Here is a 13,519-nt window from a genome sequence, read left to right as displayed (position 1 = left end):
AGTTCTAATATACTACAGATGTTATTGGTACTAGTTTTTATTTTTTATAAACTCCACTTTGAAGCATAATTTTTTCTTCTTTAAGACCTCTTAATAAATTAGTGATTTTATCTTTTGTAGATGCTCCCATTAAGACATTCAGCCCTAATTTTGGTGGACCAAATTGCGTTATCTTTTTTAATAGATTCTCAAAGAATATGATTCCGTTAGCAGTTTGGTCAGAAGATCGTTCTTTTTGTAATCCCAATGTATCAAGAATAGATTCCATTTTAGAAGTTTGTTCAAGAAAACTTATTTTTGATTCATTTGCCCAGGGCATTGGGTAGTCTACTTCGTTATCTCCTTTTTTAAAAATATCATAATAAATAAAGGTTCCTTTGGTAGTTAATACTCTATCTATTTCAGAGTAAAATTTTAATTTGTCGTTAATGTTCATCTGTACGTGCTGCGTCCAAACTACATCAAACGATTTGTTTTCAAAAGGTAAATTAGTTGCATCTCCCTGAATAAATTCTGTGCTATTATTTAAGCCAACAAGTTTAGATAGATTAGTTGCGGTTTTTATAAACTCTTCGGATAAATCAAGACCAATTGTTTTGCAGTTAAATTCATCAGCCAACATCCTGCACGGTCCTCCTATTCCACATCCAACATCTAATAGTTTAGCGTTATTTACACTAACTGTTTTTGCTAATTCGCGAGAGACTTCTGCTCCTCTCACATGAAACTCATCGACACTGGCTATATCTTTTCGGTTAACATTTTCTATATCGACTCCCATTTCTTTGAGACGATTTAAAATATCATCATATAAATCAGGCCGATAATAATGGTTTTCAATTTGTGAAGTTAAAGTCCCCATATTTCTTGTTTCAAATTAGTGTGAGTGGTTTATCCAGTGTTTTTCTGTGTGAGAACTAAGATAGTAAAAAGGAGTGATGTAGTAGAAAACTATGACATTGCATGCACATCACTTTTTGATTCTTTCTCAAGAAGTTAGCAATTTCTATACACCCATTCTTTAAAATCAACATATCCTAATATATGGCCAGGAATTGGATGTTCCTCGAGCTGTTCTTTAAGCACCGTAAAAGCTTTTCTTTTCTCTATAACATCATATTCGACAGTTTTTGATAAAAACTTTAATACAATTTTTTCATAGGAAACTATGTTTTTTTGTTTTTTAAGATATTTTTTCATAGAATTTATCAAATATCGTAATGTAAATCCATTGCCAAGCTCATAATGAACCAATAGGTTTATCCAATAGGTATAAGTGATTAAATCTTTTCGATCTTTTTTGGTTTGATGATTAAGGATGTCATTGATCCATTGTAATGCTTTTTTGTGATCCTTTTTTAAGAAATAAATATTTGCAAATTGAAAACGAAAAGATAGCCAATAATTATTAGGGACAAGAGTTTTATGTAGCTCAATAAAATTTTGGATTTCATCAATAATCTCATGAGTGGTATGTAGTTCTTTTAGATTTCGGTGAATTTCAAGTTCTATGTTATAGAGCCTTAATTTTTCTTTAATCAAAGCTGCAGAAATAGTGCCAATGGTAAGCGCTTTTTGTTTTAAAAGTAAAATTCTTACAAACGCTTCTTTGTATTGTTTTTTGAACACAAGAAAACCAAGAAGGTTGTTGTTTATAGAAAAATACATTGCAAAGTATTCTTTTAACAGTTCGGGGTTTTGTTCCCATTCTTTGATGAGATCTTCTAGAGTTTGTTTTGCTTTGTCTGTATGCTTGGTTAGGAGTTGTTTTCTGTATTTGTGTAGTGTTTTGAGAGTTTTATTTTGTAACGAAACACTTTTTTTATGTGATAATGAGAATTGCGTAGGGTCTATATTGGCTAGTAGAAGGCTAATATATTCATTGGTAGATTCGAGCGTTTCTTTTTGCTTTTGAATAATAGCCTTAAATGTCTCAAAATCCTGGGGATATAATGCCTGGTGTACTTTTCTTTTCCAATCTTGTATGTGAAAAAGCAAAACATCCTGCTGAAAGTTTTTTGCTTTTTTTTCGGCCCGATTTAATTCACTTAAACAGATTGTATACTGGCCTTTGTGAAATAGAATTTCTACATTACGAATAATATCCATAAGCTCCGCATTTTTTGAAATTCGAGAGTGATAATTTCTTAACGATTGAAGAATACGCTGTTTTAGATAGTTTTTTATTGTGGTTAATTGAGTTACAAACGCTTTGTCTTTAAAAAGGGCTTTAATTTGAGCTTCATTATATTCCTTTTGGGCTTCTATTGCATCAAAAAGATTTAGGTATTCTGAAGATTCATTTCCTTGTGTGCTTAATTTAAAATAACGCTTTTCACTTTTAGATAACGATTGGATCAGGTAAAATAATTCTTCGTTTTTTTTCATTTTAGAAACCTATGTTTTTGTAAAAATATAATTTTTTTGACACATATGATCACTTACCTTTGAGATATTAGAAACCAATAAATTATAACATCATGTCAAATGCAATTAGCTGGTTTGAGATACCAAGCACTAATTTTGAAAGAGCAATACAATTTTATAATGCGCTTTTGGAAGCCGAACTACAACCTATGGAGATGGATTTTAAAATGGCTTTTTTTCCATATAAAGATGGAGGCGTGGGAGGTTGCATTACTCATGGTAATGGAAATAAACCTTCACAAGAAGGTACATTTGCTTATCTTAATGGTGGTGATGATCTATCTGTTCCTTTGGCTCGGGTAGAGAAAGCAGGAGGCAAGATTTTAATGCCAAAAACTTCACTGGGAGAAAATGGATATATGGCCATTTTTTTGGATACCGAAGGGAATAGAGTGGCTTTTCATTCTATGAAGTAGTATTTTGTATGTTTTGTCGCATTGAACAAAGTCAAAAGGTTCAATGTGGCAAGAGATACTTATTTGTTCTTTTTATTAATTTTAATTACCGTATTGATGCACTATTTTACAGAAGATTTTGTAGCTTTTTTTAAAGAGCTGGCAAAGAATAATCATAAGGACTGGTTTCATGAAAACAAAAAAAGATATGAAACCAGTATAAAAAAACCGTTCGAGGCATTTGTAGGTGAAATGATAAGAGAAATACAACAGCTGGAGCCGAATTTACAAATTGAGCCTAAGGATTGTGTCCTTAGAATCAATAGAGATATTCGTTTTTCTAAAGATAAGTCTCCTTATAACTTACATTACACAGCTTTTATTTCGAGTAAAGGGTGTAAAGACAAAAGTATCCCTGGTATATTTTTACGTTTTTCGCCAGAAATGGTAGGTATCATGGGTGGGTGTTTTGGCCCGTCAAAAGAACAATTACATAATATAAGAACCGCAATTAATAAATCGCCTAAGACATTTAGGAATTTATTAGAGGATAAGGATTTTGTGCAGAAATTTGGTGAAATTAGAGGCGAAACAATGAAACGAATCCCCAAAGAATGGCAGGAGGCATGTGAAAAGGAACCTTTAATTGCTAATAAACAGTTCTATTTTGTTGGAGAAGAAGCTCCTGGTCTAATTAGTAGTAGTGTTTTGGTCGAAGAGATGATGACGTATTGGCAAACGATGCGCCCTGTAAATGAATATTTATTAAAAGCAATTCAATAACTATGGCATACAATGAGTTTATAGCAGATCGTATTCGACAGATTTTTAGAGAACAAAAGGCAGATTTTTATGAAAAAAAAATGATGGGAGGATTATGTTTTATGGTCGATAACAAAATGTGTTGTGGAATTCATTTTAGTAAGAAAAAGGAAATGGATCTACTTATGGCACGAATAGGAGTGGATGCAACCGAAGAAGCTATGAAAAAAGAAGGGTGTCAGCCAATGGACTTTACTGGCAGACCTATGAAGGGTTTTGTGTTTGTTACCCCCGATGGTTTTGATCTGGATGAAGACTTAGAGTATTGGGTGCAATTGTGTTTGGATTTTAACCCTTTTGCAAAAAGTAGTAAGAAGAGATAAAATAAACCCCAATCATTTAAAATAATTGTGTCCTAGCTATTTTTACCAGGGTATAATACCTTAAAATCGGCTTAAAAAAGTAATTATTACATTTGGATAGTTGTACCATATCCAGAATAATGATTTTTTTTAAAAGACTTTTATCAATACCCTTATTTTTTTCTATAGGATTATCTATTTTCTTGACAACGGCAATGTTTGCTCAGAAAAATAATGTACCAGTATTTGATAGCCTTGTTGGTAGATCGTCCAAAGAATTAGGAGAATTTATAAAGAAATCTACACCAGAAGATGCTAAAATTTATGAAATAGCACTTTCTAATCTCAAAAATCAGGATAGCGCCAGGACCAATGAATATTATTATATAGCACTTTCTTTTTACAAAACGGAAAACTACGAAAGAAGTGCATATTACTTTAGTCATGCAGCAAAGGCAGCAAAAAAAGCGAACTACGATCTGTTTTTATGTGCTATTTACTTGAAACTTGGGAATTCTTATCTCAAGGATTGGAAAAATCAAAAAGCACTGGACTCATATTACAAGGCGTTGGAAATTGCGCAAAAGAATGGAAATGTTGAATATGAGATTGTTGCAAATTCTGGAATTACTATGATTCGTAGAAGAATGAAGCAATTGGATAAAGCTTTAGAAGTCTGTAAACATTCCTTAAAACTTGCAGAAAATTCATCTTTTAAAAATGGTAAAAATCATGTCAATCTAATTACTATTATAAGTGAAATATATCTGGATCAAAAAAAATATGATTCTGTACTTCATTATACAGAAATAGGAATTAAACTTAGTAAACCTATAGGGTATCATATTGGATCTATTGATTTGAATACTAAAAAAGGAGCAGTGTTTTTTTATAAAAACGATTTACCTAAGGCATTTGAGTATTTACACTTGGCTGAAGATATTGTGCTTACTCATAAAATTAAGCAAAAAAAATCTATAATGAACCTTCATTATTTTCTTGCCCGTTGTTATTACAAACAAGAAGCGTATAGAAAGGCAATTGCATCTTTGGATAGTATATTAAACCTGTTAGAAGAAAAAGATTCAAGAAATGATAGAGTTTTGGATGCATATCGACTACTGGCAGTTTGTTATGAGGCGATAGGAAATGAGCGAGAATCTAAATACTGGCTTAATAAACATACAATACTTCAGGCTCAATTTCAGGACGAAAAGGATAAAACCGTTAATAAAATATACAATAAGGATACTCAAGAGTTAGGAGAGACTATAAGAGAGACTATAAGAGAGCTCGAAAATAGACAGCAAAAAGATGTGAAATATAGTATAATCGTGGTATTGATATTGTTAATATCGTTGATTATGATTGGAGGATTGTTTTATAGGAAACAAAAAATGAACAAAACTATATTCGATGATTTAATGGATAAAATATCCAATCTGGAGTCTAAACGCAGAACAGAAACAATGGACTCAAAAGATGGTGTTAAAGAGATTATAATCGATGATGAGAAAATCAATAATGTGTTAAAGAGGTTAAATAGATTGGAGGATCAAGAATATTTTTTGAAATCTGATTGTAGTCTAAGTACAATGGCTAAAAAAGTAAAAACAAATACCACATACCTTTCAAAAATTATCAAAATACATAAAGAAAAAAGCTTTAATGATTATATCAATGATTTAAGAATAGAATATGCATTAAAAAGGTTGAAAAATGATAAGAAGTTTAGATCTTTTTCGATTAAATCAATTGCTTCAGAAATAGGGTATAAAAGCGATAATTCTTTTACAAAACATTTTAAATCCAAAACAGGTTTAAACCCTTCCTATTATATTAAAAAAAACGAAAACTTAGGATAGTATTTTCATAGATAAGTAGCTTCTAATTCCTACCGCAATTTATTTAAATTGAGGCTAACAAATTATGATCGATGTTTTATTGAAAGTATATTATTTTACAAATATTAAATTATTATAATTATGAAAAAACATCAAAACAAGAGAATCAGCCTTAAAAAAATTACTATTACCAGAATTAATCTCAATACTATGAGGATGGTAAAAGGAGGAGAATGTGACGTTACAGATATTGATACTGATACTGGGTCTCATGAGACTCATTGCGTTTGTCAAAGTGGGCGTGAAGTATTTTAGGCTTATCTTTTTTAACTATTCCAAATTTTTTAGGTTTTTATAAGTGCTTTCTTCCTCCTCATTTTGTCTAATATACGGGAGTTATGTTTTTCTCTCTCTTTGTTAGAGTATACCTTAGAGTAAAAGTCAAAGTGTTATTAAGAATAAGATTTTGATAAAGGGGGAAGCCGAAAACCTTTTGATAGAGTAGGTAAGTTTTATAATTCAATTTAAATCTAATAAATTATGTTATCAAAAATTCTAAATTTAAAAGATGTTCAGCAATTGGACAAAAAACAACAAAAAACTATTAATGGGGGAATACTTTATCCTATAGGATGTAGAACCAGAAGAGATTGTTTCGAAGTTACAGGAGAATGGGATTGGTATTGCTCTATATCTCCTAGTGGTGGAGGGACTTGCATGCCATACTAAAGATTTTTATAGTAAATATGAATCTTTGAAACTTACAAGACTGTCTGAAAAGACAGTCTTTTTTGTTGAGTATTTTTTAGAATGTTTGCAAATCTGTTAAGAGGTCTTTTGGGGATTGTGTAGGTGAAATAGTAGTTCTGTAAAGAAGAAAATAGGTGAGATAATAGTTAACTTTGTGAATGAAAATAGAACTTTCTTCTTTTCTTGTTAATGCACCAAAATGACATCTTTTGAAGAATGTTTAATGTAGAAAACTATGATTACTAATCTGGCTGAGTATACCAGGAATTATATTGATATTTCTGATGAAGAAATGGAGCTATTTTATCATTATCTTAAAGTGAAGAAATTCAAAAAGAAAGAGTATGTGTTAGAAGAAGGGAAAATCTGTAGGGCGAGATATTTTATTTTAAAAGGATGTGTGCGATCATATTATATTGATGAAAAAGGAGTAGAGCGAATTGTGGATTTTGGGATTGATAACTGGTGGTTTACGAATTATAAAAGCTTAGTTAATCATAGTCCATCAGAAAATTTTATTCAAACTATTGAAGATTCAGTAGTATTAGAACTACATCAGGATTCTTTTGAAGAACTATCAGCTAAACTTCCTAAAATTGATAGGTTTTTTAGAATAATTACTGAAAAAACCCATATTGCTCATATAAATAAAGTAAAATACACTCGTAATCTTTCGGGAGAGCATCTTTATAAGCAATTTGTGTTAAGTAACCCTAAGTTCTCACAGCGGGTTCCCCAATATATGATCGCTTCTTATTTAGGGTTGTCACCAGAATTTGTAAGTAAAGTAAAAGCTAAGGATCGTTAAAAGGGGTTGCTTATACCTGATTTATGGCCATTATGGATCTATAAGAATCATCTTTTTTTATCTCGTAACATTTGTCTGATACTACGTATTGCATTATCTGCGTCTGATGTGCTGAACTCTCCCCCGACCTCTTCGATCATAACATTTTCAGAAAGTCTGACTTCTATCCAAGAGCTCCCCGAAGTTGTTAATATGAATTTTTCTGAAACATTATATTGATGAATTGTACCATTATTTATTAGTTTTCCTATAAGCGGAATTTCATTTACAACTTTCTCACCAAAAGTAAATTCTTCGTGGGTTACTGATTCTGATTTGGTTTCTATAGAAACTACATCTGTATAAAAATAGGATGAGGTAGATTCATTTAAGGGATTTTCAGTTATGGGATCAAATACACATTGATAAAATACGATTTCATGTTGTGTAAAGTTGATGATCGTTATTCCTATTGGGATGTATCTGATAAAATTGTCTTTCCCTTTTTTTAATTTAAATTCGGCTCCTCCAATATCATACATTTTTGGCCCTGTAATACGACGCGGAGTTCTTAAACAATCATTTTTATCTAAAAGTGTTTTGGTCAACGCTCTGTCAAATAATTTACTAATTGATTCATTGAGAAGGGTATCAAACTCATTATCCGAGATCTTAGAGGTTAAAATAGATTTTGAGAAATATTGTTTAATTTTTTTTCCATTTGAAGTCATGTGAAGATTATTTATGTTGGTTTCAATTTTTAAAATAATTGTCTTTGGATAGCCCTAGTGTAGAAAATAAGCGTTCCAGCTCATTGGGTTCTTCTTGTGTTATTATTGGTAAATTATTAGAAGAATTGTCTGGATCATCGAGTCCACTTCGTCTAAAATAATCTTGAGTAATAAGGTGTTTTAGACAATGATATTTTTCTTTCTTAATATTTATACGTATTGCTGTTTTTAGAGAAGTTTGTATTTCTTTGATTTCATTCATTTTTAGTCTAAAAGGTCTCTTTCCTTTAAACATTGCCAAGGCCAAATTATAATGATATTCGTCATCGATTGGATTAATTTTAATAGACTCTTTTAAATACATTATGGCTTCTTCATATTGATTTTGGGAGAGAAATAAAACTCCTAACCAGAAAAAAACTTTGTCATTAGAAGATTCTGATTTTGTTTGCGATAAAAAAGATTGGGTGTACTCAATAATTTCTTTTTGTGTTAAACCAGAAAGTTTTTTATATGATAACTTTTTACAATACCTCTTTTCATCTGTACTGGATTTGTGTTTCTTTTTGTTCCCTCCACTAAGTATAAGTTCTTCTGCTTGATATTTCTCAAGCCCCCAGAAAGCTTTATTTTCTTTAATGAAGTTCTTATAGGAAGAATAGTCAATATACTGTGCCAAAATATCCAGATAAGATTTTAAGTAGGTGAATTTTTCTCCTTCTTTTTTATTGTACCGATCTCTATAATTAACTATAGTAGTTCGGCCAATTTTTTCTTTTGTTTTTTCTTGTAGTTGCTCTATAAGTCTGTTAATATCCCGCTCTATATAATCTTTAAAAGACTTATTTGGAGTATGTTTTTTTGCAATAGCATCAAAAAAATATACAAATACATCAAACTGTGATTCTGATAAGGATTTAGCCATTTTAATGAGTTTAAAATATTTCTTAAATACGCTGTATAAAGTGAAGTGAAAGTATTAAAAGTTGGGAAACCACTTTTGCGGAAAACCACAATGCTCAAAAATAAGTGGTTGTTAGAATGATAAAATAGTTATGGTTTTTGATTTTCTCCATTTGATGATGCAAATCAATATTTTTTGCAGAAAAGTTAAAAACAAAAAGAGTTTACTGTAGCCTAAAAACAGGTCAATTAAGAATATTTTTTAATAGTCGTCGGCCGATAATCGACCAATGTTATCGACCGATTATGTTTTTCACCTTTGTATCGTAGTTGATTCTAGAAAACTACTTATGAAGTTTAATGGGTTGAAAATAACTTAAGAGAAGAAGATATTTCCATCCTTATCAAAACTTCATTCTTCTCAAAAACTATCAAAGTGCTTTGATTTTATAAGACTGCCCGAATCTTCATAAAGATTCGGTAAGGAAAACTGTAATGTTTAATCAAAAAATTTAATAAAATGAAAAATATAAAGAATATAATAAAATGTATGATGACCTGCCTGTTTATAGGATTAATCTTTACTTCTTGTGAAGAAAAAAATGACTTTGCAGACGATATTTGTGATTATGAAACAGCTACTACTGAAGAAGGTACTGTAGAAGAGCAACCTGACGACGATGATTAAAAATGATAAATCAAAAAGGCCACATGAAAGTGTGGCTTTTTTTTTAATTTTAACTCTTAAACTATTGAAAATATGAATAATAAAACTTTAGTAGTTGTATTGATCATTCTATTTTGTGCTTGTAATAAAGAGCACCTTGTTACTTTTTCTGAAAAAGAGAAACCTTTGGATAGTATAGCGTATTATTATCACCTTTCTAAAGACAAAACCAAAGACCTAAATATTAGGTATCAGGCTATAAATAATGCATATAAGCGTTTTGATATAGACTATGAAAACACTGTTTATCATAAGGTTTTATATCAGAAAAGTGTTATTCATTATTCCCTTAAACAGATAGATAGCTTAAAGCATTATAATGCCTTATTATTAGAAAAGACTAATGCAACTAAAGATATTTATTACGAAGGAAAAGCATATTATTTAAAAGCATATTATTTTGATAATATCAAATTTTATTCTGATAGCGCATACTATTATTATAATAAATCAAAAAATAATTTTTTGGCAATAAAAGATAGTAGTCAGATAGGTAGGCGTTTATTGAATATGGCTTATGTACAACAAAGTTATAGTGATTTTTTTGGAAGTAAAGAAACAATTACAGATGCATTACGGTATTTGTTACCAGATAAAGATGCAAAATATATTGCTTCGGCATATAATGTTTTGGCCATAAGCAATAAGAACCTTTTGAATAATGAAGATGCAATAAAATATTATGAAAAAGCTATTGTAAATACAAAATCTAATACGGATAGATTGGTTTATAAAAACAATCTTTCAATAGTATACATTAATAATAAAAGGTATAAAAAGGCAATTGAATTATTTAGAGATATTTTAAGTGATTCTTTGCTGCATATTTCACCAAAACAAAAAGCCAGGTTGATAGATAATTATGCATATGCCCGGTGGCTTAAGGATACATTAGATATCGAAAAAGAACTTTTAAGCGCATTACGTATAAGAACTCAAGAAAATGATAAACGAGGGTTAATAGCAAGTTATAAGCATTTGGGAGAATATTTTTCTCAAAAGGACAGGGAAAAATCTTTAAAATGGTTTGATAGAACGATGAAAATTTCTAAAAGTATTAAAAACCCAAAAGGAGAATTAGAAGCCTTAAGTTTTTTAATGAAAATGAAACCCGAGGACATCAATATTAAAACAAGATATATAGAACTTACCGATAGTCTTCAGAAACAAGAATTACAGGTTAAGACTCAATTTGCTAAGATCAGGTATGATGATCAGCTAAAGGTAGAAGAGATTCATAGATTAAAAGATCTTACTGCTAAACAGGAATTAGAAGTTTCTTTTCAAAGGACTCAAAAGATAATTTATCTTTTAATAGGAGTTATACTTATATTGATTATTGTTTTTGTGTCGTATTATTTGATGCAGAAACATAGAAAAGATACAGAAACAAAAGTTTATAATACTGAAAGAAGGATTTCAAAAAAGGTTCATGATGAATTGGCAAATGATATATCTAGTGTTACCAATTTTATAGAAAACACTCAGGATATTTCTACTTTTTCAATACGAAAAAGTATAGGGGATAGATTGCAAAATATCTATCTAAGAGCAAGAGACATATCAACAGAGATGACAAGTGTTGATGTTGTTAATTTTCAAAAAGAATTAAAAAATTTAATACAACAATACAATAACCAAAATATGATTGTTATTACTAATGTGTCAGAGACAGATTGGTCCACTGTCCCTGATTATAAAAAAATAGCAGTGTTTAGAGTGGTTCAAGAGCTTTTTATTAATACGATAAAGCATAGCAAGGCTACCAAGACAACATTAATGGTAAAAGATGCAGGAAAACATAGAATTGTTACTTACAAAGACAATGGTATAGGAGCTATTAAAAAGAACCTAAATATTAATGGATTAGCTAATGCGGAAAATCGCATTGAAAATATAAAAGGGGAGTTTATCTTTGAGACTAGCCCAGACGAGGGGTTTGTAGCGACCATTATGTTTCAAAGATAATTTTTATTGTATGTTTAAAAAAGTCCTTATCTCCGAAGATCAACAAAGTATTAGTGTAGGATTGCAAAACACGTTAAAAGAGTTTTGTATTCAGGAAATAGAAACTGTTAATTATTGTGATAATGCTTTACTTAAACTAAGATCTGCCAGACAGAAAAACATTCCATTTGATCTCTTAATTACCGATCTCTCTTTTAAAGAAGATCATAAATTGAGAAAAATTAGTTCTGGAGATGAACTTATTAAACAAGTTAGAAAAATCCAACCAGATCTTAAGATTGTCGTTTTTTCTGTAGAAAATCGTATTGGGAAAATAAGGGAACTTGTTGATAGTCAAAAAATTAACGCTTATGTTTCAAAAGGTCGACAAGGTACTGAAGATATAGTTAAGGCAATCAATGCTATTCTTCAGGATAAATATTATTATTCTGATGATATTATGAAATTACTTCGAAGATCTGATAACATTTCAGAAATAAAAAAAACAGATACTTTAATTTTGAAATTAATAGCCAAGGGCTTGACACAACAACAGATCTCGGATTATTTTAATAAGCATAATTTAACTTCTGGTAGTAAAAGAAACATTGAGTTTCGTTTACAAAAACTTAAAGAACTTTTTGATGCCAAAACACTTCCTCAGCTTATAGGAATTGCCAAAGATGCTGGCCTGATTTAATTGTAGTTTCTGAAAACTTAAAGTGATTAAAAATCAATGGATTGCGGTTTGTCGCAAGCTATTGATTTTTAATCACTTTACTTTTGAGTTATAGATAATAATTCATACGGGAAGCATTAGTCGAATTCAAAAGTAGGCATCATGAAATACATTAAAATTCTGTTTTTAGCACTTCTATTACCATTAACAATTCATAGTCAGGAAATCTTTGAGGTCAAGTTTACTGCTGGTTTAACTCAATATCGATGTGCTCTGGTGATTTTTGATAATGGAACCGGTAAAATGCGTGTTAGGTATTATGATAAAAGAACCACAATGATTGAGCAAACTATGGCAATAGAAAATACACAGTATGGGATAAGATTAAAGGGATATAATCCAGTGTATGCGGGGACAAAAATTAAACATCCAAGTTACAATGCAGATAACTTCTATATTTCAATGGATGAGTATGGAAAATATACAATCATTAATGTAGATGATGCTGGTACAAGAGCAAAATCGTATATCAAAAAAATAAAAGGAAAGTATACTATAGATAATTTTCTAAGGGATTTTAATTGGAAATTATAGTCGTGTACTTGTAAAATATATAAAAAAACACAGATAAGTTTTTAAAGAATTATTGGAATTATCCCCCAAATCAAAATCAAATATATAAGGGTTATTTATTAATTTTTTAAATTATTTTAAAGATGAATACAGAAAATTCAGGCGGGGAGTCTTTAGTTCAAATTTTTGCGGTTGTAGGGGGTGTTTTAGGATTTGGAATCGGAATTAGCGGGGAGGAATCAAGTTTTATTATGGCTATAATTCTAGCGATAATAGGGGCAGCAATAGGAAGGTTTGTTGGAAATGTAGTATGGAGAATGCTAATCTTTTTAGTAGGATTATTAATTTTTCTTGTTAGAACAGGGCTACTTCGTGAAATTATAAGAGGATTATTTGATTGATGAAAAAGTAGATTGATTAATTTTTTTAACTAATTCAAAAAAGAATAGGTGTGTGTCGTTTTGATTTCTATGAATTATTGAAAAAGAATTGGGCTTGTCTACTAGAAGTTTATTAGTAAGATAAAAGTAAAAGAAGAATAGGGAGAATTTGTAATTTATGAAAGTAATCCATTCTAAAACAAATAAGTCTTTTGTGAAAAAAGTTAAAAAACCTTTCGTTAATCGAAAGGT

General features: G+C 30.1%; 16 protein-coding genes. 12 read left to right on the top strand and 4 right to left on the bottom strand.

The genetic code is table 11. The features are described 5' to 3' along the window. Window positions 1-37: 37 nt before the first annotated feature. Together Z054_RS0110435 and Z054_RS0110430 are read right to left on the bottom strand one after the other, a co-directional pair. Window positions 38-862: a class I SAM-dependent methyltransferase gene (locus Z054_RS0110435; RefSeq protein WP_024770008.1), complete on the bottom strand. Its 825-nt coding sequence runs from the start codon at window positions 860-862 to the stop codon at window positions 38-40. A 134-nt stretch (window positions 863-996) separates the two neighbouring features. Beyond that, window positions 997-2,388 (bottom strand): hypothetical protein, encoded by a 1,392-nt coding sequence (locus tag Z054_RS0110430; RefSeq protein WP_024770007.1) that lies wholly within the window; start codon window positions 2,386-2,388, stop codon window positions 997-999. 92 nt (window positions 2,389-2,480) lie between these two features. Here Z054_RS0110430 and Z054_RS0110425 point away from each other — a divergent pair, with 92 nt between their 5' ends. The 7 genes from Z054_RS0110425 to Z054_RS0110395 all read left to right on the top strand — a co-directional run bounded on the left by Z054_RS0110425 (window position 2,481) and on the right by Z054_RS0110395 (window position 7,348). Further along, window positions 2,481-2,843: a VOC family protein gene (locus Z054_RS0110425; RefSeq protein ID WP_024770006.1), complete on the top strand. Its 363-nt coding sequence runs from the start codon at window positions 2,481-2,483 to the stop codon at window positions 2,841-2,843. A 45-nt stretch (window positions 2,844-2,888) separates the two neighbouring features. Further along, window positions 2,889-3,605, top strand: a complete 717-nt coding sequence (locus tag Z054_RS0110420) for a DUF2461 domain-containing protein (RefSeq protein ID WP_152538522.1) — start codon at window positions 2,889-2,891, stop codon at window positions 3,603-3,605. Window positions 3,606-3,607: 2 nt separating this feature from the next. Beyond that, entirely contained in the window at window positions 3,608-3,967 is a 360-nt protein-coding gene (locus Z054_RS0110415; protein WP_024770004.1) for a TfoX/Sxy family protein, read from the top strand. 119 nt (window positions 3,968-4,086) lie between these two features. After that, window positions 4,087-5,811 (top strand): helix-turn-helix domain-containing protein, encoded by a 1,725-nt coding sequence (locus Z054_RS0110410; RefSeq protein WP_024770003.1) that lies wholly within the window; start codon window positions 4,087-4,089, stop codon window positions 5,809-5,811. A 120-nt stretch (window positions 5,812-5,931) separates the two neighbouring features. Next, complete coding sequence (locus Z054_RS31690) at window positions 5,932-6,105, top strand: class I lanthipeptide (RefSeq protein WP_161635277.1); 174 nt, start codon at window positions 5,932-5,934, stop codon at window positions 6,103-6,105. Window positions 6,106-6,330: 225 nt separating this feature from the next. Continuing rightward, the gene (locus Z054_RS0110400) at window positions 6,331-6,519 is read left to right on the top strand and encodes a hypothetical protein (protein ID WP_024770002.1); all 189 of its coding nucleotides are present in this window, start codon (window positions 6,331-6,333) and stop codon (window positions 6,517-6,519) included. A 256-nt stretch (window positions 6,520-6,775) separates the two neighbouring features. Next, complete coding sequence (locus Z054_RS0110395) at window positions 6,776-7,348, top strand: Crp/Fnr family transcriptional regulator (RefSeq protein WP_024770001.1); 573 nt, start codon at window positions 6,776-6,778, stop codon at window positions 7,346-7,348. A gap of 47 nt (window positions 7,349-7,395) precedes the next feature. On the opposite strand, the gene Z054_RS0110390 is transcribed toward Z054_RS0110395, so the two are convergent. Both Z054_RS0110390 and Z054_RS0110385 read right to left on the bottom strand, forming a co-directional pair. Then, window positions 7,396-8,058 carry a hypothetical protein gene (locus Z054_RS0110390; protein WP_024770000.1) on the bottom strand — a complete coding sequence of 221 codons (663 nt, stop codon included), beginning with the start codon at window positions 8,056-8,058 and terminating at the stop codon, window positions 7,396-7,398. A gap of 22 nt (window positions 8,059-8,080) precedes the next feature. Then, entirely contained in the window at window positions 8,081-8,983 is a 903-nt protein-coding gene (locus tag Z054_RS0110385) for a tetratricopeptide repeat protein (protein WP_024769999.1), read from the bottom strand. A 528-nt stretch (window positions 8,984-9,511) separates the two neighbouring features. Here Z054_RS0110385 and Z054_RS31685 point away from each other — a divergent pair. The 5 genes from Z054_RS31685 (at window position 9,512) to Z054_RS0110360 (ending at window position 13,288) form a co-directional block, all read left to right on the top strand. Further along, entirely contained in the window at window positions 9,512-9,649 is a 138-nt protein-coding gene (locus Z054_RS31685) for a hypothetical protein (protein WP_161635276.1), read from the top strand. Between the two features lie 72 nt (window positions 9,650-9,721). Beyond that, entirely contained in the window at window positions 9,722-11,656 is a 1,935-nt protein-coding gene (locus tag Z054_RS0110375) for an ATP-binding protein (protein WP_024769998.1), read from the top strand. A gap of 10 nt (window positions 11,657-11,666) precedes the next feature. Beyond that, a complete protein-coding gene (locus Z054_RS0110370) occupies window positions 11,667-12,335 on the top strand; it encodes a DNA-binding response regulator (protein ID WP_024769997.1) in 669 nt (222 codons plus the stop codon). Between the two features lie 141 nt (window positions 12,336-12,476). Next, the gene (locus Z054_RS0110365; protein WP_024769996.1) at window positions 12,477-12,908 is read left to right on the top strand and encodes a hypothetical protein; all 432 of its coding nucleotides are present in this window, start codon (window positions 12,477-12,479) and stop codon (window positions 12,906-12,908) included. 122 nt (window positions 12,909-13,030) lie between these two features. Beyond that, on the top strand, window positions 13,031-13,288 hold the full coding sequence (locus Z054_RS0110360) for a hypothetical protein (RefSeq protein ID WP_024769995.1): 258 nt from the start codon (window positions 13,031-13,033) through the stop codon (window positions 13,286-13,288). Window positions 13,289-13,519 lie beyond the last annotated feature (231 nt).

The sequence above is a fragment of the Aquimarina macrocephali JAMB N27 genome (assembly GCF_000520995.1).
GTDB classification, from domain to species: domain Bacteria; phylum Bacteroidota; class Bacteroidia; order Flavobacteriales; family Flavobacteriaceae; genus Aquimarina; species Aquimarina macrocephali.
This window is presented reverse-complemented; position numbering and strand designations above follow the sequence as displayed.

Coding starts and splice junctions, on each gene's coding strand:
- Z054_RS0110385 (WP_024769999.1), bottom strand. CDS start 8,983: ATGGCTAAATCCTTATCAGAATCACAGTTTGATGTATTTGTATATTTT.
- Z054_RS0110415 (WP_024770004.1), top strand. CDS start 3,608: ATGGCATACAATGAGTTTATAGCAGATCGTATTCGACAGATTTTTAGA.
- Z054_RS0110400 (WP_024770002.1), top strand. CDS start 6,331: ATGTTATCAAAAATTCTAAATTTAAAAGATGTTCAGCAATTGGACAAA.
- Z054_RS31690 (WP_161635277.1), top strand. CDS start 5,932: ATGAAAAAACATCAAAACAAGAGAATCAGCCTTAAAAAAATTACTATT.
- Z054_RS0110375 (WP_024769998.1), top strand. CDS start 9,722: ATGAATAATAAAACTTTAGTAGTTGTATTGATCATTCTATTTTGTGCT.
- Z054_RS0110390 (WP_024770000.1), bottom strand. CDS start 8,058: ATGACTTCAAATGGAAAAAAAATTAAACAATATTTCTCAAAATCTATT.
- Z054_RS0110425 (WP_024770006.1), top strand. CDS start 2,481: ATGTCAAATGCAATTAGCTGGTTTGAGATACCAAGCACTAATTTTGAA.
- Z054_RS0110410 (WP_024770003.1), top strand. CDS start 4,087: ATGATTTTTTTTAAAAGACTTTTATCAATACCCTTATTTTTTTCTATA.
- Z054_RS0110365 (WP_024769996.1), top strand. CDS start 12,477: ATGAAATACATTAAAATTCTGTTTTTAGCACTTCTATTACCATTAACA.
- Z054_RS0110370 (WP_024769997.1), top strand. CDS start 11,667: ATGTTTAAAAAAGTCCTTATCTCCGAAGATCAACAAAGTATTAGTGTA.
- Z054_RS0110435 (WP_024770008.1), bottom strand. CDS start 862: ATGGGGACTTTAACTTCACAAATTGAAAACCATTATTATCGGCCTGAT.
- Z054_RS0110430 (WP_024770007.1), bottom strand. CDS start 2,388: ATGAAAAAAAACGAAGAATTATTTTACCTGATCCAATCGTTATCTAAA.
- Z054_RS0110395 (WP_024770001.1), top strand. CDS start 6,776: ATGATTACTAATCTGGCTGAGTATACCAGGAATTATATTGATATTTCT.
- Z054_RS0110360 (WP_024769995.1), top strand. CDS start 13,031: ATGAATACAGAAAATTCAGGCGGGGAGTCTTTAGTTCAAATTTTTGCG.
- Z054_RS31685 (WP_161635276.1), top strand. CDS start 9,512: ATGATGACCTGCCTGTTTATAGGATTAATCTTTACTTCTTGTGAAGAA.